The sequence below is a fragment of the Aliiglaciecola aliphaticivorans genome, from assembly GCF_054782055.1.
This window is the reverse complement of the sequence record NZ_BAAGTF010000094.1, coordinates 29,190-54,850: the sequence shown is the minus strand read 5'-3', so window position 1 is coordinate 54,850 and position 25,661 is coordinate 29,190. Positions and strand designations below refer to the sequence as shown.

Here is a 25,661-nt window from a genome sequence, read left to right as displayed (position 1 = left end):
CCGTATTTATCTTTTCTATTTTGCTTGTGCCCGCTTAACCTAGCGCTTAGCGGTTAATTATATGCACCGCTTGAATAAATTAGCTCATAGCTGTGGCTATAAATTTCTAAAATATTGCCAAAAGGGTCTTCCATATAAATCATCCGATATGGCTTTTCACCAGGGTAATAATAGCGTGGTTCTGGCATACGTTTCTTACCGCCCGCAGCAACTATTTGTTCAGCTAACCCTTCTACGTCGGGATCTTGAACACAAAAGTGGAAGATACCTGTTTTCCAATATTCGAAGTTATTATCTGGATTTTGTTGATTGTTAAACTCAAAAATTTCCACACCTACTCGATCACCTGTGGATAAATGGGCTATTTTGAAGCTCTTCCACCCAGCACCAAACACATCAGTACACATTTCACCGATGGGGCTAGTGTCTTCGAGTATTTCTGTGGGTTCCATTATCAAATACCAACCTAGGGTCTTGGTATAAAATTCGACGGCTTTTTCTAAGTTTGGCACTGAAATTCCAATGTGCGAGAAGGCACGTGGGTATTGTTTGTTAGGTATCATTGTTGCTGACTCCATAGTCTGTTTTAACTTGGAATCCATACTACAAAGTATTTTATATTGTGGTAAATTATCAATAATTATTATTTTGATAACAAAATTTTATGAAGTTAAATCCTGTTTGGTTAAATACCTTTAAAACCTTAATAGAAAATCGCCACTTCACCCGCACAGCTGAGGTGTTGCACATGACCCAACCTGGCGTGAGTCAACATATTCAGAAGTTAGAAGCGGCTTGCGGATATGATTTAATAAAACGACAAAAAAAATCATTTGATATAACCCACTCAGGAGAGCTGTTGTACCACTATATTTTAACCAGTCAACAGCATGAATCTGATTTTTTTGAGACCTTAGGGGCTAACGACAAAACCGCTGGAACTTGCGCGTTATCCTGTTCTGGTTCTTTGGCTACATTACTATATTCTAGTTTTATTGAGCTGCAAAAAAAGTACGAAAATTTGGTTATACATTTAGAAGCAGCACCGAATAACCGAATTTTACAGCAAATTAGCAATGGTCAAACGGATTTAGGTATTGTAACTCAAAAGCCCGATCCTCTGCTTTTTTCAAGTGAAATTATAGGCAAAGAGGAGCTGGTTTTGGTGTTTCCTTCTACTAAATCACTGGGCTGGGATACCCTGGCAGATGAGATAACAAAGTTAGGGTTAATTCGCCATCCAGATATTGACCATTACCTACGTTTGTACCTTGCCCATTGTGATGAAACGATTTTGACCAACTTAGATGTGCGTAATATAAAAACCAAAGGTTATGTGAATCAGATACATCAAATTTTGTTGCCGGTTTCCCAAGGGTTGGGTTTTACCGTATTGCCGCGAAGCACAGTCAATAACTTTGCATTAGCCAGGGGATTAAAAATTTTGGACATCAATAGCGTTGTCGCGGAGACCTTATATTTAGTTAAAAAGCGTAATCGCCATATGCCAGCAAGGTTTGAAATGATTAAAAGCCAAATTAAAAGGTCACTCAATTGAATGGCTGAAAGATAACATCAAGGTCATTTTTTAAAGTGACCTATTGGGTTTTGATTTATTGTTCTCTTGGTCTTAGCTTTAATATCAAATTTGTATCAAAAAATTCACATTTCTCATTCCCCCATTGACTAGGATCAATACGAGTTTGTTAAAAAGTGCTTTACTTAAAGCTAGGGCAGGGGTTCGTCCTATTAGATTTCAGTGTGAGGTGATCCATGTCTACGCAGCAAATAAATATTAATGAAATTCTTGATGATACCTATGTTGTGCTGCTCGCGGGAGGTCAGGGGAGCAGGTTGCATGAGTTAACTGAGTCCAGAGCTAAACCTGCTTTGGAGTTTGGTTGTACCCATCGAATTATTGATTTCCCGCTGTCAAATTGCGCCAACTCAGGACTTAAAAGAATTGCTGTTGTGACTCAATATAAAGCCCAAAGCCTGATACGACATTTGGTCAACGGGTGGACGAATTACCAAAGAGGGTTTAATACTTTTCTGGAAATTATGCCAGCGTCTCAGCAACTTAATACCGACTGGTATAGTGGAACTGCCAATGCACTTTACCAAAACTTAGCATTTTTGAAGTCTAGTAACGCAAAATTCATTTTGGTTTTATCCGGTGATCATATATATAAAATGGATTATCGAACATTATTAGCCGATCACGTACGTTCAAAAGCAGATATGACAGTGTCATGTATTGAGATGCCTAAAATTGAAGCTGCAGGTAAATTTGGTGTGATGAATGTTGATAGTTGCGACAGGATCATCTCATTCGAAGAAAAACCCCAGGATCCCCAATGTTTGCAAGACTCCCCTGGAAATGTTTTAGCCTCAATGGGGAATTATGTATTTTCCATGGACTTTCTCACCCAGCAATTGGAAAAAGATGCCAATGATGTTGGTTCACAGCATGATTTCGGCAAAGATATTATTCCCAAAATCATTCAACAATCCCATATACACGCCTATCGTTTTCATACACAAAGTGATGAAAAAGAAGTTTATTGGAAAGATGTCGGTACTATTGATGCCTATTGGCAGGCAAATATGGCGTTGTTAGGGCCTCATCCTGCGGCAAAAGTAAATGATGTCCACTGGCCGATTTGGAGTAACCCCAGCTGCCATGCACCCACTCAAATTGTTAGTGACGAATTAGGGCGAAGTGCACGGATAAAAGATTCACTCTTGGCAAACGGTACATTTTTACAATTCTGCTCTATCAGTGGTTCTTTATTATGCACTAATGTGAGGGTTGAAGAGGGAGCAAACTTAGTTGATTCGGTGATTTTACCCAATGTCACTATTGGCAAAAATGTTCGGGTAACTCGATGTATTATTGATCAAAATTGTCATATTCCAGATGGTCTTAAAATTGGCATCAATATGCAAGAGGATAAAAAACGAGGCTTTCGAATTAGTCCAAAAAGGATTAGGCTAGTCACTCAGGCTATGATAGATAATTTAGTTTCCATTCAGCAGTATGAACATAACCAATCTAGTGCTCAAAAACGAACTGAAATTGATGAAACCGTAAACCTTGGGCCACATATAGTTGAACTTGAAAATGAAATTAGTCAACGGCCAATTTTATAAATATCAAATAAACATCGTATTCATGGTTTTTGTAACCAAAGACAGAAAATAACAATAGGAGGCACCATGCTAAAAACGATTCCTGATCTACTACAAGAAGCGAGACAAAATGTCCGAACTATAACTGCCAAAGAAGCGAATGCTGAGCGAGAACAGAATAATGGAATCATTATCGATGTGCGAGAGCCGGCAGAATTTGAAGCTGGTTCTGCAAGTGGCGCTGTGAATGTCCCAAGAGGACTGTTGGAAGTCAAAATGCTAGAGATGGAGAAAGATCCTAATCGTCCTATTTACTTGCATTGTGCGTCTTCATTGCGCGCCGCACTTGGAGCGGAACAATTGGCAAGAGTGGGTTATCAAAACGTCAGTGTGATCACCTGCTCCATGGATGATATTAAAAAAGCGTGTTGCTAACTGAATACGTGATGTTAAGTAAGAAGTCAGAGCAGAGTTATCTGTCACACTAAACCAAAGGTTAGCTTAATAACACAGCAACAGGGGGCTACTTGAAATGCCCCCTAGCGATAAGGAAATCACTCCGTCATGGTTTTGGCTTCTGATTCAAATATTTCAGCGATGTTCAAGGTCATGTGTTTATCTTTTGCTTTCAATATATAGACCCATTGTTTGTCACAAAAACACTTATTTATTTCATTAAGTAAGTGTATTTGGCGATTTTGCGAGTTTAAATCCCTCCGTTTAATGATTAATCTTACTTTGATGTGTCGTGCTAAACCTGTGAGAAATTGAATGTTTAACTAGAAGCCCAGTTTGAATCCCTGAGTTTCCTAAGGGATAGAGTGAACTAAGGTAAACTACATTCATCGTGAACTAAGATAGATTCAACCATAAGCGTTTGTTTCTGAAGCAGTGACAAGATAAAGTGAATGCAAACAACAGCATAGAAACAGGTTTTATGACAACTCAGCGATGGTCTATCGAATTTGACAATGTGACTTTTGGTTATCCTAGTCCACGCCCTTCGAATTTAGGGGAGGCGCAAGGTCTCACAATTGACATTAAAAAGTGGCAAGTAGAAGAAAACCAAACTGTTTTTATTTCTGGTCAATCTGGCTCAGGTAAGAGTACCTTGCTAAACCTGATTTGTGGTACTTTGCAGCCATCTAGTGGCAGTATATCAATATTGGGGCAAGCTTTTTCAGCACTTTCTGAGAGTAAGCGAGATCGATTCCGAGCAGAACATATTGGTGTGGTTTTCCAACAGTTTAATTTGATCCCTTATCTTAGTGTGAAACAGAATATTGAATTAGCCGCATATTTTGGTAAGGGACTCAAAATCGCTACAACTGAGACGATTATCAATATTTGTCAGCAACTGAACCTGCCATCTACATTGCTTCAGGCACCGGCAAGCCAACTTAGCGTTGGTCAGCAGCAACGGGTGGCAATTGCACGTGCGCTGATTAATCAACCTGAGCTACTAATTGTCGATGAACCGACTTCTGCCCTTGATTCTTCTGCGCGAGACAGTTTCATGCAACTACTGATGGATAGCGCTAAACGCTATCAGTTTACCTTATTGTTTGTGAGCCACGATTTAAGCTTGGCAGACTATTTTGAACAGCATATTAAACTTGCTGATATCAACCAAGCAGGGGAGATAAGTGAATGATACTCAGTATTGCTTTAAAGAGCCTGAATCATCGTCTAACGGCGGTACTACTCACCATGTTATCCATAATAGTGAGTGTTTCCCTGCTGCTCAGTGTCGAGCATCTCAGAATTCAAGCTAAAGACAGTTTTGGTCGAACTATTTCTGGTGTCGATCTTATAGTTGGTGCGCCAACAGGGCAATCCAATTTGCTGCTGTACTCGGTATTTCGAATAGGTAACCCAACGAATAATGTGTCTTGGGATAGTTACCAAGCGTTGGCAAAACTACCCAGTGTTAAGTGGATAATACCTATTGCATTGGGAGACTCCCATCGCGGTTTTCGGGTTTTGGGTACCAACAATAATTACTTTCAACACTTTCAATACGGCAGTAAACAACCTTTAGTTCTGGCACAAGGGACACAATTATTATCAACTTTTGATGCAGTAATAGGTGCCGCCGTTGCCAAAAAGCTCAATTATCAATTAGGGGATGAAATTGAGATGTCCCATGGCTTAGCTGAGGTTAGCTTTACTAAACATTCCCATTCTCCCTTTGTTGTAAAAGGGATTTTAGAACCCACAGGCACGCCAGTAGATCAAACCATTCATGTTAGTTTAGCTGGCTTGGAAGCTGCTCATAAAAGTGAGTCTGAAATTGACGAAATTCTTCACCAGATAGAAGCTGGTGAGCAAGTCGATATAGACATCGATGGTGTGACAGCCATGTTTATTGGATTGAACTCGAAAATGCAATTGTTTCAATTACAGCGCGGGATAAATCAATACAAAAAAGAGCCTATGTTAGCCATTATACCTGGAGTGGCATTTTCTGAATTGTGGCAATTGGTTGGCAATGTTGAGAGCATGTTGTTATTTATCTCGGCACTTATTTTGTTTTCTTCATTACTTGGCTTAGGGACGATGTTACTCACCACGGTTAGAGAGCGACGACATGAAATGGCAATTCTTCGTGCCATAGGTGCCCATTCAAGAGTGATTTTTTTGTTGATTCAGATGGAAGCAATGCTGCTTAGCCTATTTGCTAGTGTCATTGCGTTGATATTGGTTTGGTTAGGTTTTCAATTTGGTGCTAAATGGTTAAGTGCTGAATACGGTTTATTTATTGAAAATAGCATTTTAGGATTACGTTCATTGGCGATTATTGGCCTTGTCAGTGGTGCTACCTTTTTAATCGCATGTATTCCAGCCATAAGTGCCTATCGTCAATCGATTCAACAAGGATTGATTAGTAAATGAGCCAGCTTGATAACCCCAAACCGCTTACTCATCAACAAGCCATGCGTTACAGTCGGCAGATTATGTTGCCTGGGTTTGACCTAGATAAGCAAGAGCGTTTACTGACTAAAAACATCTTGTTAATCGGTGTTGGCGGCTTGGGTTGTGCAGCCGCTCAATATTTGGTGGCCAGTGGGGTAGCTGGAATAACCTTGGTCGATGATGATGTGGTGGAGCATTCAAATCTACAACGACAGGTTTTGCATCATGAGTCTGATATTGGAAAGCGTAAATGCGAATCTGCAAAAGAGAAATTAACGTCCATCAATAGTCAAACAACAATCAATACCATCCAGCAACGTTTAGATGACAAAACCTTAGAAATGGTCTTAGCCAAGCATCATATTGTATTGGATTGTAGCGATAATTTAGCCACCCGAAATCAATTGAATCGAGCTTGTTTGCAAGCAAATATTCCGTTGGTGTCTGGGGCGGCGATTCGCATGGAAGGGCAAATATTTAGCATGCAACCGCAAAACAATGATGCCTGTTATGGCTGTTTAAGTCGATTCTTTGGGGAGCCGCAATTGAGCTGCGTGGATGCTGGCGTGCTTTCTCCTGTGGTGGGGATCATTGGCGCAATGCAAGCGTTAGAAGGGATTAAAATACTGGTTGATTTTGGCCATTCGTTAAGTAATAAATTAATGTTATTTGATGCAATGACCATGCAATGGCAAACATTCGCGGTAAAAAAGCATGGAGATTGCCCAGTTTGTTCTGTTCCTACTTAAACAACGTTGTTTAGTTAACATTAAATCGATTGAGCACAACCGTCTGTATGGTGTGACATGCCAAAAAATACTACACTGGATAAAAAACGTAAAAACCTCTGTGCGGGTTAGAAATATCTGCCAAGTCACCTAAATTGCCAATTAGGCGAGTTATTTTATGCGTATAAATCCATACCCAGCATATGAATAATGGTAAGCAGTCTTGGTGTCCACTGGACGTATTTTATCAAGAACGCTTTTACGTTATAAAAATTTTAATGCTTTAAATATTGGATTGGATGTGGGAGTCACTTTGAAAATTCTATCTAAAACCAGCATGCGTGTGTTGAATTCTATTGTGGTCTTAGGGCTGTTAGCAGTGTCTTTTCAAGGGCAGTCTTTTGACGGGCAGTTGGTAAGGCAATTGTCTCAGGGCACGGTAAAAGGAGTACATCAGGGCAACAGTATTATATTTAAAGGGATCCCATACGCTGAGCCTCCTATTGCTGACCATCGTTGGCAGCCACCTTTACCTCCAGCTAAGTTTGTGGGTGAATTTTCCGCAGAACAATATGGTCCAGTTTGCCCTCAAAAAAGTCAAAAATTAACGCAAAGTGAAAACTGTTTAACCTTAAATATATTTAGTCCAGACTCAATCGACATAGAAGCGCAAAGTTTGCCCGTTTTGGTCTGGATTCATGGCGGCGGATTCGTTTTTGGATCTGGCAACATGACAGCCCAAGGACATAAAAATTGGAATGATAATGAGATTATTTTAGTCTCATTTAACTATCGTTTGGGGGCATTAGGAATTTTTGCACCTAGCGATATGACGTTGCCGAAAGGAGCGAATTTCAGTGTGATGGACATGGTTGCCGCACTGAAATGGTTAAAAGCGAATATAAGTGCCTTTGGTGGTGATCCAAATCGTATCACCATTGCCGGTGGATCTGCTGGCGGTATGGCAGTTCAAATGCTAATGGTTAATCCACAAAGCCAAGGATTGTTTCAAGGGGCGATCTCACAAAGCGGTTATGGAGCCTGGCCTTTACCAAGAACAAAGGATGCCGCAGAATTAAAGTCCAGTCCCAGTGCTGAAGAGTTATCTGATCAGATTGCTCGCAGAGCGCTAAATATAGAAGGGGAGGAGATTGTTTCTGAAAACCTGAATGAATTATTGTTTGAGGTCTCAGCGGCGTCGCTTGTGGCAGCCATTGATGGATTTCACATTCCTATTGTTGATGGCAAAACCTTACCTGAAGAGCCTGCCATTATGTTTGTGCAAGGCAGACAACATTCAGTACCCTATATTAGCGGTGGAAATAGTTACGAAGGCAGTGTTTACCCTTATTCTGGGGTCGAACCAACAGCTCTATTTTCCCTAATGGGGAAACATAAAGAACGGATAAAACAACTATATAAACTCGATGAAGTTTCCACCTCTGCGGTACCTTATCAACATTTATTTGGTGATTTACGCTATCTATTAGCCGCTAAGTTGACCTCCCAAAGCATGGACAATATTGGCCAGGCTGGATATCGATACTTTTATAATTATGTAAGTGACAAACAAGCGTTTTTCAATGGCGCTAAGCATGCCTCAGAGACCTATAAGTTGTTTCAAGCTGATAATGTGCCGGTATTAAATCAAATGCGTCAATATTGGTATAACTTTATTAAACAGCAAAATCCCAATGGTCCTAACTTACCCAAATGGCCAAACTTGAATGAAAACAACCAAGGGTGGCTAGAGATTGCTGACAAAATAAACGTCAGGCCTGAAGTCCGTGCTGACAAACTAGCCATTCTCGAAAGTCTATTTCATCAGCGTCGCGATGAGATAAAAACTGGTAACTGAGTTAACAATTTGTTCACAGTTAATTATGAATGAGGCGGCGAATTTACATATAAATCGTGCTGATTAATGTACTGCGCCACTTCTTTGGGCACTTGATTGTCGATATTTTGATGATTAATTAAATTATTTCGAACTTCTGTAGAGCGTATGGCTACGCGTTCGGGAACGACTAAAATTTCCCAATTATCAGTTACTTCCTGAGATTTATAAAATTTATGCCAGTTGACTTTATTATCAGGACCCATAACGAATGTCAGCTTGGCATCAGGGAAGTATTCAGCTTGTAAATAGGTTAGTAAATCAAAGGTATAAATAGGGTTAGTGCCATCGCTTAGTTGTTCTTCAACAGGGAATACTTCAACCTTGGGATCGTTTAGTTGCTGTGCAAATAAATGCAACATTGATACTCTGTGTTCGTAAGACAGCATTTTTTTAGAAAATGCATGGGCATATGAAGGGATAAGCAATATGCTGTCAAAACTTGGATGTTGAGCGGAAATGTATTCTATTGCGTCTTGATGCCCTAAAGTGGGGGGGTTAAATGCAGCACCAAAAATCGCTATTTTCATATTTTCAGGTTCCAATAAAAATAAGTGTAGTTGCAAATTAGAGTCAGTAAAAACACCGACTATTGAGCCATAACTTTGACCAAAAGTGTAGTCAAAACCGCGAAAAATTAGAAACATAAAAATAAATTGTTGTCAAAATGTATACTGCGTAAACGTGGTATTAAAATTCAGGGAAAGGTGTTAATGAAATCAAAAATCGCATCGATTAACGTGGATCCACAAAAAGGATTTACACCTATTTGTCCTGATGAACTGCCAGTGGAGGAGGGGGACCAAATTGTGCCTGAGCTTCTTGCCCAAAATGCATTGGCTGATTTCATAATAGGTTCAAGTGATGCCCATTGTGAACAGGCGTTGTTTCGAGTTGAACGTGATGAAGATCAGTTTCAAAGCCTAGACTACGCGAATACTGACTGTACATTTAAAATGCATTGTCGTCCTGGCACCAAAGGGTTTGAGTTACTAGATGGACTTCCAAGTGCTACTGAATATGATTTTTTTGTGTGGAAAGGGGTTGCGCCTGATCTTCACCCATATGGTGCCTGTTACCACGATCTGGCGGAAAAGTTATCTACGGGTATCATTGAATATTTGGTGTTTAACAATGTTGATACGGTAATTGTTGGCGGTTTAGCTACTGATTATTGTGTTGCGACCACGGCAATCCAATTGCAAGATTCCAAGCGTTTCAATGTCGTTTTAAACTTAGGGGCGTGCAGGGGCATTACTCCAGAAGGGGTAAAACAACAGTTGGCATTAATGGAAGCGAAAGGGATTACCATCTTGCAGAATAGTCATGCAGTAGAAACATGGCTAGGGAAGGAGGGAGCAAGTTAGTGAACTTTTCAAAGGCTTCAGTTAAGCGCAATTCTATATTTAGAAAAAACCTCAACTTTTCTACCTTAGACAACGACTACTACAAAATGAATATGTGGCAATGTTTTATGCATCAATATCCCTATATTGAAGAAGCCGAATATCGTTTTTTTATGCGCAGTGATGTGGATTTGAGGCCCTACAAAGCAGAGATCCAGCAGGAGTTACACAAACTTGATGGCTTAAAGTTCACCGATGATCAAATTCGTTGGTTAGAAAAAACACCTTGGTATACTAAAGATTTTATTGAGTGGGCAAGGATGTGGTCGTTTCAAAGTCGATTTTTGTACGTAACAGAGGTTAATGATCAGTTGGCCATCAGTGCACGTGGTCCTTTGATGCATATTCATAATTTTGAAATGCCAGTCTTGTCCACTGTAGCCGAAGTGTATAACCGCCGTAATTACCCTGATAAGTCTTATCAGGATGTGCGTAAACCGCTATTTAACAAAATCGATTGGTTAAAAGCGCAGCATCAAAAGCATGATCTCACCGGCCTAACCTTAGCCGATTTTGGTACTCGCCGAAGGTTTAGCTACGAAACTCAGTTGACTGTGGTGGATATGCTAAATAAGCAATTACCGGAGTTTTTCCTTGGAACATCTAATATGCATATTGCCAAAGAGTTAGGGGTGACCCCTATTGGTACTATGGCTCACGAGATCTTTATGTTGTCCCAGCAAGTGGGGGTGCAATTGGCCCACTCACAGAAACATACATTAGAGTGCTGGGTTAAAGAGTTTCGTGGGCAATTGGGTTACGCCCTCACCGATGTCATTGGTATGGATGCTTTTGTTAGAGATTTTGATTTATATTTCGCTAAGTTATTTGAGGGGTTGCGCCAGGATTCTGGTTGCCCGTTTGAGTTAGGTGAAAAAGCCATAAAAATGTATAGGGACCTTAAGTTAGATCCGACAACAAAAACGGTGATTTTTAGTGACGCTCTTAATTTTGAAAAAATGGTAGAGTTATTTTTACACTTTCGCGGCAGGATCCGTACTTCTTTTGGTATTGGAACCTTTTTATCCAACGACGTCGAAGGGGTAGAGCCGCTAAATATGGTGATGAAGCTGGTTAAAGTAAACGGTAAACCCGTTGCAAAAATATCTGATACTGCGGGTAAAAACTTGTGTGATGATGAGAATTTTGTGCGCTATTTAAAAGATGTCTATAACGTAACTTGGGCCTAAAAAAGTTATTTGAAAGGGGTAAAGAAAGCCTGAAGGACATAAGGTGACTAAGGTAATAAGTCACTTCAACGGTATTCAGGCTTTAGCTATTGATGATGATTAATTAATGGTTACTGCTGATAAGTTGGATAATCTTGGCTAATGCGATAAATCAATAGCGCTGCTTTATGCATGTTTTTGGCAAAACTGTCCATGTCAGCAACCTCATTTTTTGTATGCCCCCCGGTTCCCATTAAACCTAAACCATCAAGGGCCATATTCACGTGCTCAGCGGCAAAAGATATGTCCGCTGCCCCAGCATTGCGTGGGTTAACCGCCTCCACTTTGCCGTAACCTAGGGAATCACTTATGTTGCTATACCATTCTAATAATTGGTAGTTTTGCGGGGTTGGCGCCATAGGCGGATATCCTTCACCTATCGTTAGGGTGGCACTTGTATGCAATAAATTCTGTTTAACAATGTCTTGCATGGTCGTTTTGGCTGTGATTAATTCCTCGTGGGTCAATGCGCGTATTCCACCTTTGACTAACAGAGTTTGCGCAACCACGTTGTTTTTACCAAATGCGCTACCTTTAGTCGTTTCATCATTAAAGGTTACTTCAGTTCCCCCTAAAATCACTCCTGGATTAAAGGTTAGATCTCCCAGATTGGCCAATGCCTGGCGAAAAGTATCGAGGATCCGCGCAGCTTCAAACACTGCGCCATAGCCAACTTTATCACTAAAGATTTGTGATGAATGTGCTGGCCGTCCAGTGACTTCTAATTGCCAGTCTACTGAGCCTCTGCGTGCCACTACTGCGGTTTTGATACTGCCATCACCATCTTCGAAACCTAGGGCAATATCCGCCCATTTAGCTGCTTCTATTATGGCTGCTTTTGATGCGGATAATGGTTTACCACTGCGCTCTTCATCTCCGGTCATTACAATCTGAATGCTGACATCATCCAATAATCCTAAGGTTTTCAAGGCACGCATTACCTCAATAATGATAACGTCTCCGCCTTTCATGTCAGTAACACCGGGCCCGGAGGCTTTGTTATCAGCTAAACTTTGATAAGTTTGAAAAGTGTCTGATTTAGCAAACACAGTATCAAGATGACCTATCATCAAAATCTTAGGGCCTTTGGTCCCGTAGCGAGCGACTAAATGTCCGGCGCGTCCAAAACTCGCTCCATCTTGCCATTGCACATCAAATCCAAGCTGCGCCAATTCCGCTTTGAATAACATTCCAACTTTTTTAACACCGCTAAAATTCATGGTGCCACTATTAATATTTACCGATTCAATTAACAAAGCTTGGGCTTGTGGCAAACGTTGATTTATGGTTTCTACGATTTTAGCTTCTATTTGTGGCGGAGTTTTAGCTGCATTTGCTATGAATGAGAATAGTATTAAAGAAAGCAGAAAAGCGCGTTGAAATGTCATAGTCGTCCCAAGGTATTTGATTTATTCAACAGCATAAAATTTGCTTCTTATAAAGTCTAGTTATATGAAAAATGCTTAAAACTGAAGATTTTACGCAATTGATTAAGTATCGCGCTATAAATGCAACCCATATTCCTGTAAATTACGCCCACTTTTTGTCATCATACTTAATCAATCTAGCGCGGTCTTAATTATCATTGCGCATACAGCACAGTAGATTGAACATTTATTCAACGAGGAAATTTATGAAAGCACTTTCTGACATAGCCGTAGTTGGCTTAGCCGTAATGGGTGAAAACCTGATCTTAAATATGGCTAGTAAAGGGTTTACGGTTACAGCCTATAACCGCTCCTATAGTAAAGTGGAAAATTTTCTAGGAACCCGAGCAAAAGATAAAACCATTCGTGGTGCCGATTCCATAGAGTCACTTGTTGCATCTTTAAGTTCACCACGAAAAATCATGCTTATGGTTAAATCGGGACAGCCAGTAGATGACTTTATCGAGCAACTTATCCCGCATTTAGATCAAGGCGATATCATCATTGATGGCGGCAACAGCCAGTTTGAAGATTCTAATCGACGCACCGCTATGCTAACCGAAAAAGGGTTGTTATACGTGGGAACTGGGGTATCAGGTGGAGAAGAAGGCGCTCTCCTTGGGCCATCAATTATGCCCGGTGGAAACCCTCTAGCATGGCCCCATGTAAAACCGATATTCCAAGCTATTTCGGCTAAGGTAAAAGACGAAAATGGTGAGTTATCAATTCCCTGTTGTGATTGGGTTGGAGAAGGTGGAGCAGGTCACTTTGTGAAAATGGTTCACAACGGCATTGAATACGGTGACATGCAAATCATTTGTGAAGGTTTCATTTTAATGCAAGATCTGTTGGGCATGAGTACCGATGAAATGCAGACTGTTTTCAAACAGTGGAATGAAACTGAATTATCGAGTTATTTGACTGAAATTACCGCGGATATTTTGGGCTATAAAGAAAACGGTGAAGCCCTGGTGAATAGTATTTTAGACACTGCGGGACAAAAAGGTACAGGTAAGTGGACAGGCATCACAGCGTTGCATTTAGGCGTGCCTTTAACCTTAATTGGCGAGGCAGTTTTTGCTCGTTGTCTATCGGCAATAAAAGAACAACGAGTGCAAGCCGCTAAAACCATAAGCGGACCAAAAGTTGAATTCACTGGTGATAAAGTCGCCTTTCTTGAAAGCTTACGTCAAGCATTACTGGCATCCAAAATCGTTTCATACGCCCAGGGGTTTGCGGTTTTACAAGAAGCCGCTAAAGAATATAAATGGAATCTAGACTATGGCAGCATCGCCATGATGTGGCGTGAAGGTTGTATTATACGTTCAGTATTTTTAGATAACATCAAAGCCGCTTACGACAACAATCCTGACTTAGACAATTTATTGTTAGATGACTACTTTAACCAAGTGGTTGCTAAAGCCCAGCAAGGGTGGCGGGAAGTGGTAGCAACAGCAGCAATGCAAGGTGTTGCAGTGCCTTGTTTGTCATCTGCCCTTAGTTATTTCGATGGATATCGTACGGAAAACTTACCGGCTAATTTATTGCAAGCTCAGCGAGACTATTTTGGTGCTCACACCTATGAGCGCAAGGATAAACCTCGTGGTGAATTCTTCCACACAAATTGGACGGGCAGAGGCGGAGATACGGCTTCAACTACCTATGACGTGTAATTCATTCTTATCTTAAAAAAAAGCTGCTTATGCAGCTTTTTTTATGCCTGTGTAATAGCAAAATTCACCATTTTAGAACGTCTTTAAACATGGGCGATAAGTGTGTGGCCATAGAAAGGTGTTGAGCACGGCTAGGATGGGGATCAAATTCATCTCCTTCACAGTCTATGCAAGGCAAGTAATGAAGGTGTGGGTGATTGAGTTGCTTTACAATGGTTTCAAGACATTGGATTAAAATGCGTTTCTTTACTTTATTTTCGGCGCTATTACACAACATGGGTCCTTCTGAAATCATCATTTGGACATTAGGATATAAGGCGAATAAATGTTGAATCCATTCTTGATAGCGCTGCTTGAACAAGTCTATATCAGGTATGTCGCTGTAAAAGTCATTAGTACCTAAGCAAATGAAAATACCATCAGGTATATAGCTATTCATGGGCCACGAGTGAGTATGAGATGGGATAGTCAGAGGAAAAATCTCTGGTAGCTGTGGATTATCGGCTAAAGTATGTGAGCCTTGAAGTAGCCCTCGTCCGCCATAACCAATTAGATGCACTTGAGCATCTAGCATCCTACCGATATGCATGCCAAAAGATTGGTTAGCATTCGATAAATGGGGACCTTTACGCGCATTTTCGCCCCTCGCTGGTCTTTCCATTAATGCCCCCGATGTTATTGAGTCACCAATGAAAATTAATTTACGTGAGGGAAGAATAGGGGCCGCTAACAGCTCACCCTGATTTATGTGGAGAGCTTTTAATTGAATATTCCCATGCCAACTTTCCCCGCGATTGATAAGTTTAATTGTGCAATCTTTTATGTGATTAGCATTAAATAACTGAAAGGTTTTTGGCGTCGCGGAAAGCACCAATATTTTTGCCAATTTATGATTAATTTCAACATCAATTCTGCCTTTGCCTAACAGCGAGTGCGCAATCAGTTGGACACTTTTGGCAGCCACATTAAAGTTTACGCTAACCCCTGGATAACTGAAGACTAGGGTGCTATCTGAGCGTAAAGTTCTGCGCATTACCGCGAACCGCGGATCTGCAATGTGGATTTCTTTTTTCATTTTTAACCAAAACTCAGTTGGTTATGCGATATATAGTGGGAATTATACGGTAGATGGTATGTTGAATTACATAGCAAAGGGTAAACTATCCTAGAACTTGTTTTATTGGGTTGCTTTAATTGATTCACTGTCTTTCAATAGACAATAAGATAACTCTTGGTTATCTAAGCTTCTAATTACTGCAACGAGTGAAACGCTTCTCCCCTATTTTCCAGTTTTGCTGGATGTTTTAGCCCCGCTTTTTGCGGGGCTTTTTTATTTTTCACGTATTTTCGTCCAAAGTGGCACTTATATTTCCTAATCATTTCTATGTAATTCTGTTTATTGGAAAGCCCTTAATCGCCCTCAACTAAAGTCTAATTGTGATTAAATTACAGTTTGTCTATCGTCTAAAAATTGATGTAAAACAAATGGATAAGGATGTTTAATTGAATGTTATTTACGCATATTTAACATTTGTTAAGTGGTTCTGAGGTTCGTCTCTTAGACTAACTTATTATTTTTTAAAAGGTTTATTGTGAAATAATTTGAATATTCAGAATATGCCAGCTATAAATAATACTGTTAGCAAGCACAAAAAAACTTATACATTTAAATGTGCTTGTTCACCGTGGGAAATCGGTATCAGTGCGAAGATAAGCGCTTAACTGGCAACCATGCTTACCTCAAAAAGTGGTTAACACTAGACGGAAAATTAAAAACTATTATGGGAACACACATGAATAAAAATCTATCCAAACTCTCTATGAGTATCAAAGTAGGGTTGTCGGCTACTGCTGCCTTGTCTTTGGCGTTTACAATGCCGGCAATGGCACAAGATGCCGAAAGTGATACCGCTAACGTTGAAAAAATAGCCGTCGTCGGTAGCCGTGCAGCGCCGCGGTCCGTAGGGGATTCTCCCGTTCCAATCGATATTATTGGCTCTGACGAGTTAGCCAAAGCCGGTAATACCGATATGCTGGAAATACTAAAAGGTACAGTACCTTCACTTAACGTTCACACTAACCCAATTAGTGATGCCGCTACCTTGGTACGTCCCGCAAATTTACGTGGACTATCAGCGGATAGCACACTGGTATTATTAAATGGTAAACGCCGCCATCGTTCATCCGTTATCGCGTTTTTAGGCGGTGGCATTAATGATGGTGCACAAGGCCCTGATATTTCAGTTATCCCAAGTATTGCTTTGAAACAGGTTGAAGTATTGCGTGATGGTGCGGCAGCTCAATATGGTTCTGATGCTATCGCAGGTGTAATGAACTTCGTTTTAAAAGATGATGCTGAAGGCGGCTCATTGCAAGTTCGTCACGGTGAATATTATGAAGGCGATGGCACGACAACAGAAATTTCTGGAAACGTAGGTATGCCATTCACTGACAGTGGTTTTGCAAACTTGAGTTTTCAATATAAAAATGCAGATGCAACCAGTCGAAGTGTGCAACGTCCAGATGCAGCGGCGTTTGCAGATGCTGGATTAACGGTTGAAGATCCCGCACAAATTTGGGGCTCTCCTGAAATAAACGATGACATTACTATCTTTGGTAACGTTGGTTTAGATTTAGGTAATGATAAAGAATTCTACATGTTTGGTAACTACTCCGAACGTGATGTAAAAGGTGGCTTCTACTATCGTAACCCTACAACCCGTCCGGGTGTTTATGGCGGTATTGTGCGTAACTTAGATGGCACACCTTCTTATCGTCCTGGTGATGATGATCCAACCGGTCAAGCTGCTTGGGATGCAGCACCTGCAACGGTTCTTGTTGGTTCTTTAGATGGTTTGGAGCAGCAATTAAATTGTCCAGTAGTTGAAATCGGTGACAATGGTCTTCCTGATCAAACGGCACTAGATTCATTAACTGCGGCAAATTGTTTCTCTTTCAACCAAATGCTCCCTGGAGGTTTTACTCCAAACTTTGGTGGTAATATAACTGATACTTCTTTAACAATTGGTACCAAAGGTGAAATTAAAGAAGGTTTCGCTGAAGGAATTTTATACGATATTAGTGGTGCTGTTGGTCGTAATGAATCGCAGTTTTTCATCTACAATACAGTCAATGCTTCCCTTGGTCCTGATACTCCTCGCGATTTCTCACCGGGTAAATACATTCAATTAGAGAAAACCTTTAATTTCGATTTGGTTAAATTGATTGATGCCGACTTATATGATGACATTAACCTTGCCGGTGGTCTTGAATGGCGTGAAGAATCTTTTGAAGTGATTGCAGGTGACGAAGCATCTTTTGTTGCTGGCGATCTTTTCTCTCAAGGGTTTAGCGTAGGCTCTAATGGTTTCCCTGGATTTAAACCTTCAGATCAAGGGGTTTCAACTCGTCGCAGTGCTGCCTTGTATGTTGATGCAGAAGTTCCCTTCACAGAAGCTTTCTTAATGGGTTACGCTTTACGTTACGAAGATTATGATACCTTTGGTTCAACGACTAATTACAAGATTTCAGCACAGTTTCATGCCACAGATGATCTCTCATTCCGTGGTTCTGTAAGCACAGGTTTCCGTGCTCCTACTGTTGGTCAAGCGAACGTAAGTAACGTGCAAACTAACTTAGACAGTGGTGTATTAGTTGATTCAGCGTTGCTTCCGCCTACTAATCCAATATCTGTGCAACTTGGTGGTACTGAACTAGAGCCAGAAGAGTCTCAAAGCTATACCTTTGGTATGATTTATCAAGTTGGTAGTGTGTTCGTTACAGTTGATTACTACAACATTCAAGTTGAAGACCGTATTAGTCAATCGGATAAAATCAATCTGTCTGATGAAGATAAAGAAGTCCTTAAAGATGCAGGTGTACAAAACGTCGATGGTTTGGCACAGGTTAGCTTCTTTACTAACGACTTTGATACAACTACACAAGGGATTGACGTAGTGGCAAATTACACTACCAGTCTTTTTGATGGGAGTTCAACGTTTGCCTTAGCGTATAACTGGAATGAAACCGAAGTTGATAAATTTTCTGATATCACCGGTGAATTCAAAGTTAAGCGTATTGAAGAAGATTTACCCAATCACAGAGCTACGCTGACATGGTCACAAAGTTGGGATAGCTTCAGTATGTTCACGCGCTTGAATTACTACGGTGAGTACCAAGGTGTGCATGTGGATTATGATGCGACAGCTATTACGGCTGATTCAGCGGTTACCGTTGACTTCGAAGCGAGTTATTTCGTGAACGATGCCATCACACTCTCTGCTGGTGCGCAAAACTTGTTTGATCAGGATGCTGAAAAAATCAATATCCCAGCCGATCAAGGAATCGCAAACAACACTTGGGGTGGCGTATATTACGAGACGTCTCCAATGGGGTTCAATGGCGGCTTTTATTACTTAAAAGCTACTTACAACTTCTAATTTAAACTGAAGTATGAAAGCCTTGTCAGTAGACAAGGCTTTTTTTTTGGATTAACGCGAGATAAATATTGAATAATCACATTCGCAGCGGAAATGACTATTTAACCAAAGGTGATTTAATCAATGCGCAGAACGTATTTGTTCAGCTATTGAAAAGTGAACCAAACAACGGGAGGGGATATCTAGGCTTGGGCAAGGTCGCAAAAGCGGCTTTCCAATATGATCAGGCAATCAATTTGTTGCAAAAAGCCTGTCATCTACTGGATAAACAGCCTGAGCCGCTGTTAGAACTAGCAGATGCTTTTAGTGTTGTGCATGCTCCTGAAGATGCTCAGACCGTATTGCGTTATGCTTACGAAAATTGTCCGCAAGACAAAGCAGTGCATTCTGCATTGGTTCAGCATTATATTTCGACGGCTCAGAACACCCAAGCACTTCCACTGTTGCGGTCGCAAATAACATCTACAGATCCCGTATTTGCAGCCTATGGTTGGTTAGATTTAATCCGTATTCAAGGGCAAGCTTTGAGCAATGATCAGTGGCAGTTAATTCATATCAGTTACCAAAGTTCGACTGCCAACTCACACCATCGCATGCTACTCGACTATGCATTAGGCCAGGCATACGACAAACAAAAAAATTATTCTCAAGCCATTGAATATTTGCAAAAGGCCAACGCCCATCAATTAACATTGTGTACTTATCGCACTGAACAGATGTCAGATTTTTTTTCGACTTTAAGAGCATGTTATCAAAAGGTCAGTTTTGCAAAAGACTCGGCTAATCCACTAAGAAATAGGGTAACCCCAGTGTTTATCCTTGGCTTACCGCGCACAGGTTCAACCTTGCTAGAACAACTACTCTGTCAACACACTGAGGTTGCCACTTGCGGTGAAAAAGCCTATCTGAGTCAATTTAGCGTACCCTATTTGGAAAAAATGACCCAGTTAGCCTATCCTCATTTAGCCAGTAAACTAGCGGAATTGGATACTTCAAAAGTGTCAGAACACTACATTAAATTGCTATCTATGGGCTTAAATGAGCCTTTTATTATCAATAAATTACCCGCAAATTTTCAAAATATTGGTTTGATTTATCAGCTATTCCCCAATGCCAAAGTGATCCATATTACTCGCAACATAAAGGATGTTTCTGTATCCATATTCAAAAATTACTTTGCTGAAAATGAACCTTACTTTTGCGATTTGGATGAATTCAGTAAATATGTGAGTTTATATAAAAAACAAATGCAGTTTTGGGAGGCGTTGCTGCCCAACAGTATCCTCACTGTTAAATACGAAGATTTGGCCGCAGAGCCGAAACAAGTCATCAACAAAGTACTCAAGTATATAGGACTCGAATGGCAAGATTCTTGTGTCACCGCCATGGATGGTAAAGGGGCCATTAATACCTTGAGCGCAGCTCAAGTGCGTAAACCCATTCATAACAAGTCAATTGGTCAGTGGCAAAACTATCAAGGGCTTTTCAATTAGCTGAAAAAGCGCCAAATCCCTTCCAGCCAGACAAGGGTCAATAGGGTTAATGCAATAAATACCCCAGATGATCCCATGTCTTTGGCGCGACCAATAAGAATATTGTTTTCCAGGGTAACTGCATCAGCAATTGCTTCAATGGCTGAGTTAATAATTTCCGCAAACAAAACAAATAACAATGTGCCAATAAGCACCAATAGATGCAGAGTGGAAGAAGCAATCACAAATGAAAAGGGCAGTAAAACCAATGTCATAAGTAGCTCTTGACGAAATGCCGACTCATGTTGCCAAGCCGCTACGAAACCTCGAAAGGAGCATTGCGTGGCTTTGAAAATCCGCGACAACCCTGTGCCATTGGGTTTATTTACTATCACCGATTCATCTTCAACAATCTTTGCTTGAGTCACGTTTTTTTTCATATGATTGTACTTCTGATTTATTCATCAACTAGCGAGACGACGTCCCATTGCTTAAAGTGATTTAGTTCGGATAGCGTTTTTGTAGCCCTTGATAAACACAATCACTGTAGTTGTGTAGGGTGATATCTAGTTCATTTAGTACTTCTACCAGATGTTCGTTATCTTCGCGGCCTAGCCAAACCTTTAAATAGCTACCGTCTTTATAACCGTTATCTTGTCGGAAGAAATTGAGTACATTCTTCCCAACGTATTGCCGATAAAGTTCATCTGAATCCATTTCGGCTTGTTCAACAATTTTAATAAACAAAGGTACCGAAAAACGTTTTGCTGCACATAAACCAGCTAATAACTCTAAATTTTCTAAAATGTCTTGGTTATTAAACGCATATTCTTTACCGTCGAACGTAACCGACTGGACACCACTGACTAATTCACTTGCAATAGTTTCGGCAGAGGACTCTATGTTGCCATCAAAGTCGATAATGATTGCGGAAAGCGCAAAGTGCCAAATATCCACTAATTCCATTTGCAACTGGGGTAGGTCTTTTTGTTGTGCTTTCCACCATTTCCACCCATGATGTTCAATTCCTTCAACCGCCTCTATCATTGCAGCTCTAAGGTATTGGTATCCGGCAGTTAACCACTGGGCATTAACCTTTTGATTCATTTTAGCTTGGAGGTTAAGCATGGTGTTAAGTTGAGTAGAGGAAAGCATAAAAGTCCTTATGTAGAATTAGCGAGTGCATAGTGTACTTGTTTTGTGAGAATCGGCATAGCCTGAAACAGACTAATCATAATTATAATATTAACCTTAGATAGTACGAACATCCTTATGTTTATGCATGGTTTAGGATGATTTTCTATCCGGTAATAAAAACTAAAATTTAGGAGACAGGTGTGAAGAAATACGTAATTATTTGCTTGATGTTATTTTCATCAGTAGCGTTTTCCCAAAGTAAATCAATTAATGATTTTACCAGTGGAATGCAATCAAAGGAGGGGTTTTACACCGTTTATTATCAGCCAGATAGTGGTAAGTTGTATTTGCAGATCCAAAACTTTGGGGAGCAGGTATTATTTCAAAGTAGTTTGCCACAGGGGATTGGTTCAAATGATATTGGCCTAGATAGGTTGCAGCTGGGTAAAACCCGTTTAGTGGTGTTTGAACGCTTTGGAGATAAAGTCCTACTCAAACAACTCAATACACAGTTCCGTTCAACGACCGATAATGCAGCAGAAGCGGCCAGTATTGACGAAGCTTTTGCTGATTCTGTGATTGCTGGCTTTAAAATTGTTGCACAGCAAGATGACGCTGTTTTAGTCGATTACACAGATTTTTTGTTATCTGATATTCATGGAATTTCCGCGCGCTTGACCCGAGCTAAACAAGGTAGCTTTAAAGTTGATTCAAAACGTAGTGCCGTGTACATGCCACGTACTAAATCCTTTGTTGATAATACGGAGATGGAATCATTAGTTACCTTCGGTGGTAGCAACCCTGGTAAGTATTTACAGCAGGTCACGCCTTCTCCAGATAGTATTACTGTGCATTTACATCATTCTTTAATTAGATTGCCTGACGACAAATATACTCCACGAGCATTTAGCCCTAATTCTGGTTTTAACAAGATGACCTATCAGGATTATTCTGTTCCTATTGAATCATCGATGGAACAAAGTTTAATCACCCGTCATCGCCTATTTAAAAAAGATCCTAATGCTGCAGTGAGTGAAGCAGTTGAACCTATTGTTTATTATCTAGATCCCGGTGTGCCAGAACCAGTGAGAAGCGCTTTGTATGAAGGCGCTATGTGGTGGGATCAAGCCTTTAGTAAATTAGGTTATAAAAATGCCTTCCAAGTGAAAATGTTGCCTGAAGGTGCTGACCCCATGGATGTTAGATACAACGTCATTAATTGGGTTCATCGCGCGACACGTGGCTGGTCATACGGTATGTCAGTGCGTGATCCGCGTACTGGTGAAATCATCAAAGGACAGGTTACATTAGGTTCTTTGCGTGTTCGTCAGGATTATTTAATTGCGTTGGGTTTAACCAGTCCATTTAAACAAAGCGATAGCAGCATAGAAGCACAAAAGGAGATGGCGTTAGCCAGAATCCGACAATTATCCGCTCACGAAGTGGGACATACTCTAGGTATTGCCCATAACTTTGCCACCAGTGCTTATGGACGTGAGTCGGTTATGGATTATCCTCATCCTACCGTTACGGTAAAAGATGGCAAAGTCGACATTTCCGATGCGTATGCCGTAGGTATCGGCAAATGGGATGATCATGTTATTGCTTATGGTTATCAAGACTTGCCAGATGACGCAGACGAAGTCGGTTACTTAAAAGATACCATTCAAAAAGCACTTACCTCCGGAATGACTTATATCAGCGACCGTGATGCTAGACCTAGCCACGCCATTAGCCCAATTGGACATTTGTGGGATAACGGGGAAGATCCGGTGGAAGAACTGTATAATCTTATGGAAGTGCGTAAAGTCGCGTTAGCCGACTTTGGTATTGATTCCATACCTGAAGGGAAAACCCTTGCCTCATTGCAAGAAACATTAGTACCTGTTTACTATCTGCATCGTTATCAGTTAGATGCAGTGGCTAAATTGATTGGTGGTATAAACTACGCGTACGAAAGCAAAGGCGATTACTCCAAGCCTAAAGGCGTTTCCTTTGTGGAGCAAAGTAAGCAAATGGCAGCATTAGATGCCATGATAGAAACACTTTCGCCTAAGTTTCTGCATATTCCCTCTAATATTAGTTCATTAATTACCCCTAAAAGTTTGGGAGAGTCTAATTCACGGGAAAGCTTTAATGGCAGAAATGGATTGAGCTTCGATCCGGTAAGTGCAGCTGAATCGGGTGCGGGTTATACCTTGGGTTTATTGCTTAAAGCTGAACGCTTAAATCGCCTTGCAGCGCGTCCTATCAATAGCCGAGATCAATTGACTATCCCTGTATTATTGGAGAAATTATTCGATGCGACAATACAACAAAAATCGAGTAAATTTGCTGCGGATGTTAAGCTACGCGTAGACTACGTGGTACTCAATAGTGTTATCCAAGCAATGCAGTCAGAAGAAATTGCTCCAGAAGCCGAAGGCGCGTTATTAGCTGGAGTGATGGACTTACACACTTGGTTGAAAAAGAATTCACGATATGGTCAAAATAAAGTGATGGCCAAACAGTTGGATTGGTTTATGGCAACCGGTGAATGGAAAGGTGACTTTGAAGTGAAGCCACTTCCACCAGGTTCGCCTATCTAAACACTGACGTATTTTATTTTAGGTTAGATGTAAGCCGGCTTTTGCCGGCTTTTTTGGGTCAGTTAGAAATTGGCTATTAAATGGAAATTAAAATGAAAAGTAGAAAAGTACATAGAATTATTGGTTTGATGCTAATTTTGCCGATGATTGGTTGGGTGATCACAGGCTTTATATTTTTCACTAAACCGGGCTATCAAGGTGCTTTTGATCAGTTGGCCATTAAAACTTATCCCTTGCAACAATCTTTTGTGATTGAGCCTGCAAGTAATTGGCTTGAAGCAAAGGTTGTTAGAACCATATTGGGTCATCATTTATTGGTCAAAACAAGGGACGGCTTTGCGCATTTAGATCCCATTTCTTATCAACCCAAAGAAGTGGCTGACAACGCAGGCTTACAATTACTCATCAATGATACGTTTTCCCATGACTCAAAACGCTATGGTGTAGTGTCATCTATTCAAGGTCATAAAGCATTAACCAATACTGGGGTGGAAGTGACTGTTAATTGGACAAACTTGACTTTGAGACAAAGCGGTCAAGATACCAAGTTAATCAATTTTTTATACAAAATACATTATCTGCAATGGACATGGTCCGAAGGATTCAATCAAATTTTTGGTTTTTTAGGCCTAGTGTTATTAATTCTATTGACCCTATTTGGTATCAAAATTTTTATATCCCCTGGACACAAACAGTCGTAATCCTAAATTTGCTTTTACATCTTTCGTTATTTTTCGTTGACATATGAAATTTCATATATATGATATTTCACATATATGAATTATCGAATGTGTTTATGAGTCCTTTACAATTTTTCAAATGTCTTTCAGACGATACGCGTCTTAAGTCGTTGATGCTCATTGCTGAGTCTGGCGAGTTATGTGTGTGTGATTTGATGGAAGCACTCAATCTTGAGCAACCCAAAATTTCCCGTCATTTAGCTGAGTTACGTAAGTGCGAACTGCTGCGGGATGAAAGACGAGGGAAGTGGGTGTATTACCGACTTCATCCTGAGTTGCCGGAATGGGCAAACAAGGTGATCAGCGAGTCTAGTCAGCACAACAAGTCATATTTTGAAGAAGCGCTGAGTAGGCTGAAAACTTCGAAAATTTCCCCTTCTAGCTGTTGTTAATTAAGGTTTTAGCATGAAAATTTTATATATTTGTACCCATAATCGTTGTCGTAGCATCCTGTCTGAAGCTATCACCAATCAGTTAGCAGGAGAGGTGATTGAAGCTAAGAGTGCAGGCAGCCAACCTGCGGGAGAAGTGCACCCACTATCCATTAAATATCTGCAAGAAGCGGGAATTTCAGTTGCGGGTTTGCAGAGTCAATCGTGGGATGATTTTGAAGATTTCGATGCTGACGTGGTAGTCACTGTATGTGATTCAGCTGCTGGGGAAGCTTGTCCTTTGTGGTTCGGAAAATCATTGAAAGTCCACTGGGGACTCAGTGATCCGTCTAAAGTGGAAGGATCAGAAGCCCAAATCGCCGCGTCTTTTAAAGCTTGCATCGAAGAAATCACTACCCGTGTTAAGCAATTAAAAGCACTGGCAGAAAGAAACCTTGATTCCGAACAGTTGAAACACGCCCTCGCCGAATTAGGAGCACGTTAAT

General features: G+C 40.6%; 22 protein-coding genes. 16 read left to right on the top strand and 6 right to left on the bottom strand.

Annotated elements, in window-relative coordinates; genetic code table 11:
* Nucleotides 1-53 precede the first annotated feature (53 nt).
* Nucleotides 54-563: a lactoylglutathione lyase family protein gene (locus tag ACYVIL_RS21025; protein ID WP_303474127.1), complete on the bottom strand. Its 510-nt coding sequence runs from the start codon at nt 561-563 to the stop codon at nt 54-56.
* Nucleotides 564-664: 101 nt separating this feature from the next.
* Between ACYVIL_RS21025 and ACYVIL_RS21020 the strand changes: the two genes are divergently transcribed.
* The 7 genes from ACYVIL_RS21020 to ACYVIL_RS20990 all read left to right on the top strand — a co-directional run bounded on the left by ACYVIL_RS21020 (nt 665) and on the right by ACYVIL_RS20990 (nt 8,634).
* On the top strand, nt 665-1,558 hold the full coding sequence (locus tag ACYVIL_RS21020; RefSeq protein WP_460314765.1) for a LysR family transcriptional regulator: 894 nt from the start codon (nt 665-667) through the stop codon (nt 1,556-1,558).
* 215 nt (nt 1,559-1,773) lie between these two features.
* Nucleotides 1,774-3,153, top strand: a complete 1,380-nt coding sequence (gene glgC / locus ACYVIL_RS21015; RefSeq protein WP_460314763.1) for a glucose-1-phosphate adenylyltransferase — start codon at nt 1,774-1,776, stop codon at nt 3,151-3,153.
* Nucleotides 3,154-3,219: 66 nt separating this feature from the next.
* On the top strand, nt 3,220-3,567 hold the full coding sequence (locus tag ACYVIL_RS21010) for a rhodanese-like domain-containing protein (protein ID WP_303474131.1): 348 nt from the start codon (nt 3,220-3,222) through the stop codon (nt 3,565-3,567).
* Between the two features lie 502 nt (nt 3,568-4,069).
* On the top strand, nt 4,070-4,786 hold the full coding sequence (locus ACYVIL_RS21005) for an ABC transporter ATP-binding protein (RefSeq protein ID WP_460314761.1): 717 nt from the start codon (nt 4,070-4,072) through the stop codon (nt 4,784-4,786).
* Nucleotides 4,783-6,027 (top strand): ABC transporter permease, encoded by a 1,245-nt coding sequence (locus tag ACYVIL_RS21000; protein WP_460314759.1) that lies wholly within the window; start codon nt 4,783-4,785, stop codon nt 6,025-6,027. The genes ACYVIL_RS21005 and ACYVIL_RS21000 overlap by 4 nt, the downstream gene beginning before the upstream one ends.
* Nucleotides 6,024-6,797, top strand: a complete 774-nt coding sequence (gene moeB, locus ACYVIL_RS20995; RefSeq protein ID WP_460314757.1) for a molybdopterin-synthase adenylyltransferase MoeB — start codon at nt 6,024-6,026, stop codon at nt 6,795-6,797. The genes ACYVIL_RS21000 and moeB overlap by 4 nt, the downstream gene beginning before the upstream one ends.
* A 292-nt stretch (nt 6,798-7,089) precedes the next feature.
* Complete coding sequence (locus ACYVIL_RS20990) at nt 7,090-8,634, top strand: carboxylesterase/lipase family protein (RefSeq protein ID WP_460314755.1); 1,545 nt, start codon at nt 7,090-7,092, stop codon at nt 8,632-8,634.
* A 23-nt stretch (nt 8,635-8,657) separates the two neighbouring features.
* On the opposite strand, the gene ACYVIL_RS20985 is transcribed toward ACYVIL_RS20990, so the two are convergent.
* Nucleotides 8,658-9,203 (bottom strand): nicotinate-nicotinamide nucleotide adenylyltransferase, encoded by a 546-nt coding sequence (locus tag ACYVIL_RS20985; protein WP_303474136.1) that lies wholly within the window; start codon nt 9,201-9,203, stop codon nt 8,658-8,660.
* A gap of 183 nt (nt 9,204-9,386) precedes the next feature.
* Here ACYVIL_RS20985 and ACYVIL_RS20980 point away from each other — a divergent pair, with 183 nt between their 5' ends.
* A complete protein-coding gene (locus ACYVIL_RS20980; RefSeq protein ID WP_303474137.1) occupies nt 9,387-10,040 on the top strand; it encodes an isochorismatase family protein in 654 nt (217 codons plus the stop codon).
* A complete protein-coding gene (gene pncB / locus ACYVIL_RS20975) occupies nt 10,040-11,269 on the top strand; it encodes a nicotinate phosphoribosyltransferase (RefSeq protein ID WP_460314751.1) in 1,230 nt (409 codons plus the stop codon). The genes ACYVIL_RS20980 and pncB overlap by 1 nt, the downstream gene beginning before the upstream one ends.
* A 110-nt stretch (nt 11,270-11,379) precedes the next feature.
* On the opposite strand, the gene ACYVIL_RS20970 is transcribed toward pncB, so the two are convergent.
* Complete coding sequence (locus tag ACYVIL_RS20970; protein ID WP_460314749.1) at nt 11,380-12,696, bottom strand: M20/M25/M40 family metallo-hydrolase; 1,317 nt, start codon at nt 12,694-12,696, stop codon at nt 11,380-11,382.
* Between the two features lie 245 nt (nt 12,697-12,941).
* Here ACYVIL_RS20970 and gnd point away from each other — a divergent pair, with 245 nt between their 5' ends.
* Nucleotides 12,942-14,408: a decarboxylating NADP(+)-dependent phosphogluconate dehydrogenase gene (gene gnd / locus ACYVIL_RS20965; protein ID WP_460314747.1), complete on the top strand. Its 1,467-nt coding sequence runs from the start codon at nt 12,942-12,944 to the stop codon at nt 14,406-14,408.
* A gap of 64 nt (nt 14,409-14,472) precedes the next feature.
* On the opposite strand, the gene ACYVIL_RS20960 is transcribed toward gnd, so the two are convergent.
* Entirely contained in the window at nt 14,473-15,483 is a 1,011-nt protein-coding gene (locus ACYVIL_RS20960) for a GDSL-type esterase/lipase family protein (protein WP_460314745.1), read from the bottom strand.
* A gap of 718 nt (nt 15,484-16,201) precedes the next feature.
* Here ACYVIL_RS20960 and ACYVIL_RS20955 point away from each other — a divergent pair.
* Together ACYVIL_RS20955 and ACYVIL_RS20950 are read left to right on the top strand one after the other, a co-directional pair.
* On the top strand, nt 16,202-18,847 hold the full coding sequence (locus tag ACYVIL_RS20955; RefSeq protein ID WP_460314743.1) for a TonB-dependent receptor plug domain-containing protein: 2,646 nt from the start codon (nt 16,202-16,204) through the stop codon (nt 18,845-18,847).
* Between the two features lie 68 nt (nt 18,848-18,915).
* Nucleotides 18,916-20,340, top strand: coding sequence for a tetratricopeptide repeat-containing sulfotransferase family protein (locus ACYVIL_RS20950; RefSeq protein WP_460314741.1), 1,425 nt, complete (start codon nt 18,916-18,918; stop codon nt 20,338-20,340).
* Here the strand turns inward: ACYVIL_RS20950 and ACYVIL_RS20945 are convergent.
* Both ACYVIL_RS20945 and ACYVIL_RS20940 read right to left on the bottom strand, forming a co-directional pair.
* Nucleotides 20,337-20,759, bottom strand: coding sequence for a diacylglycerol kinase (locus ACYVIL_RS20945; RefSeq protein WP_303474145.1), 423 nt, complete (start codon nt 20,757-20,759; stop codon nt 20,337-20,339). The genes ACYVIL_RS20950 and ACYVIL_RS20945 overlap by 4 nt on opposite strands.
* 61 nt (nt 20,760-20,820) lie before the next feature.
* Entirely contained in the window at nt 20,821-21,474 is a 654-nt protein-coding gene (locus tag ACYVIL_RS20940) for a dUTP diphosphatase (protein ID WP_460314738.1), read from the bottom strand.
* A 209-nt stretch (nt 21,475-21,683) separates the two neighbouring features.
* On the opposite strand from ACYVIL_RS20940, the gene ACYVIL_RS20935 reads away from it, so the two are divergent.
* From ACYVIL_RS20935 to ACYVIL_RS20920, 4 genes are all read left to right on the top strand, one after another.
* Complete coding sequence (locus ACYVIL_RS20935) at nt 21,684-24,044, top strand: zinc-dependent metalloprotease (RefSeq protein WP_460314938.1); 2,361 nt, start codon at nt 21,684-21,686, stop codon at nt 24,042-24,044.
* A gap of 92 nt (nt 24,045-24,136) precedes the next feature.
* The gene (locus tag ACYVIL_RS20930; RefSeq protein WP_460314736.1) at nt 24,137-24,745 is read left to right on the top strand and encodes a hypothetical protein; all 609 of its coding nucleotides are present in this window, start codon (nt 24,137-24,139) and stop codon (nt 24,743-24,745) included.
* 95 nt (nt 24,746-24,840) lie between these two features.
* A complete protein-coding gene (locus ACYVIL_RS20925) occupies nt 24,841-25,176 on the top strand; it encodes a metalloregulator ArsR/SmtB family transcription factor (RefSeq protein WP_460314734.1) in 336 nt (111 codons plus the stop codon).
* Nucleotides 25,177-25,189: 13 nt separating this feature from the next.
* Complete coding sequence (locus ACYVIL_RS20920; RefSeq protein WP_460314732.1) at nt 25,190-25,660, top strand: arsenate reductase ArsC; 471 nt, start codon at nt 25,190-25,192, stop codon at nt 25,658-25,660.
* The last annotated feature ends 1 nt before the right edge of the window (nt 25,661 follow it).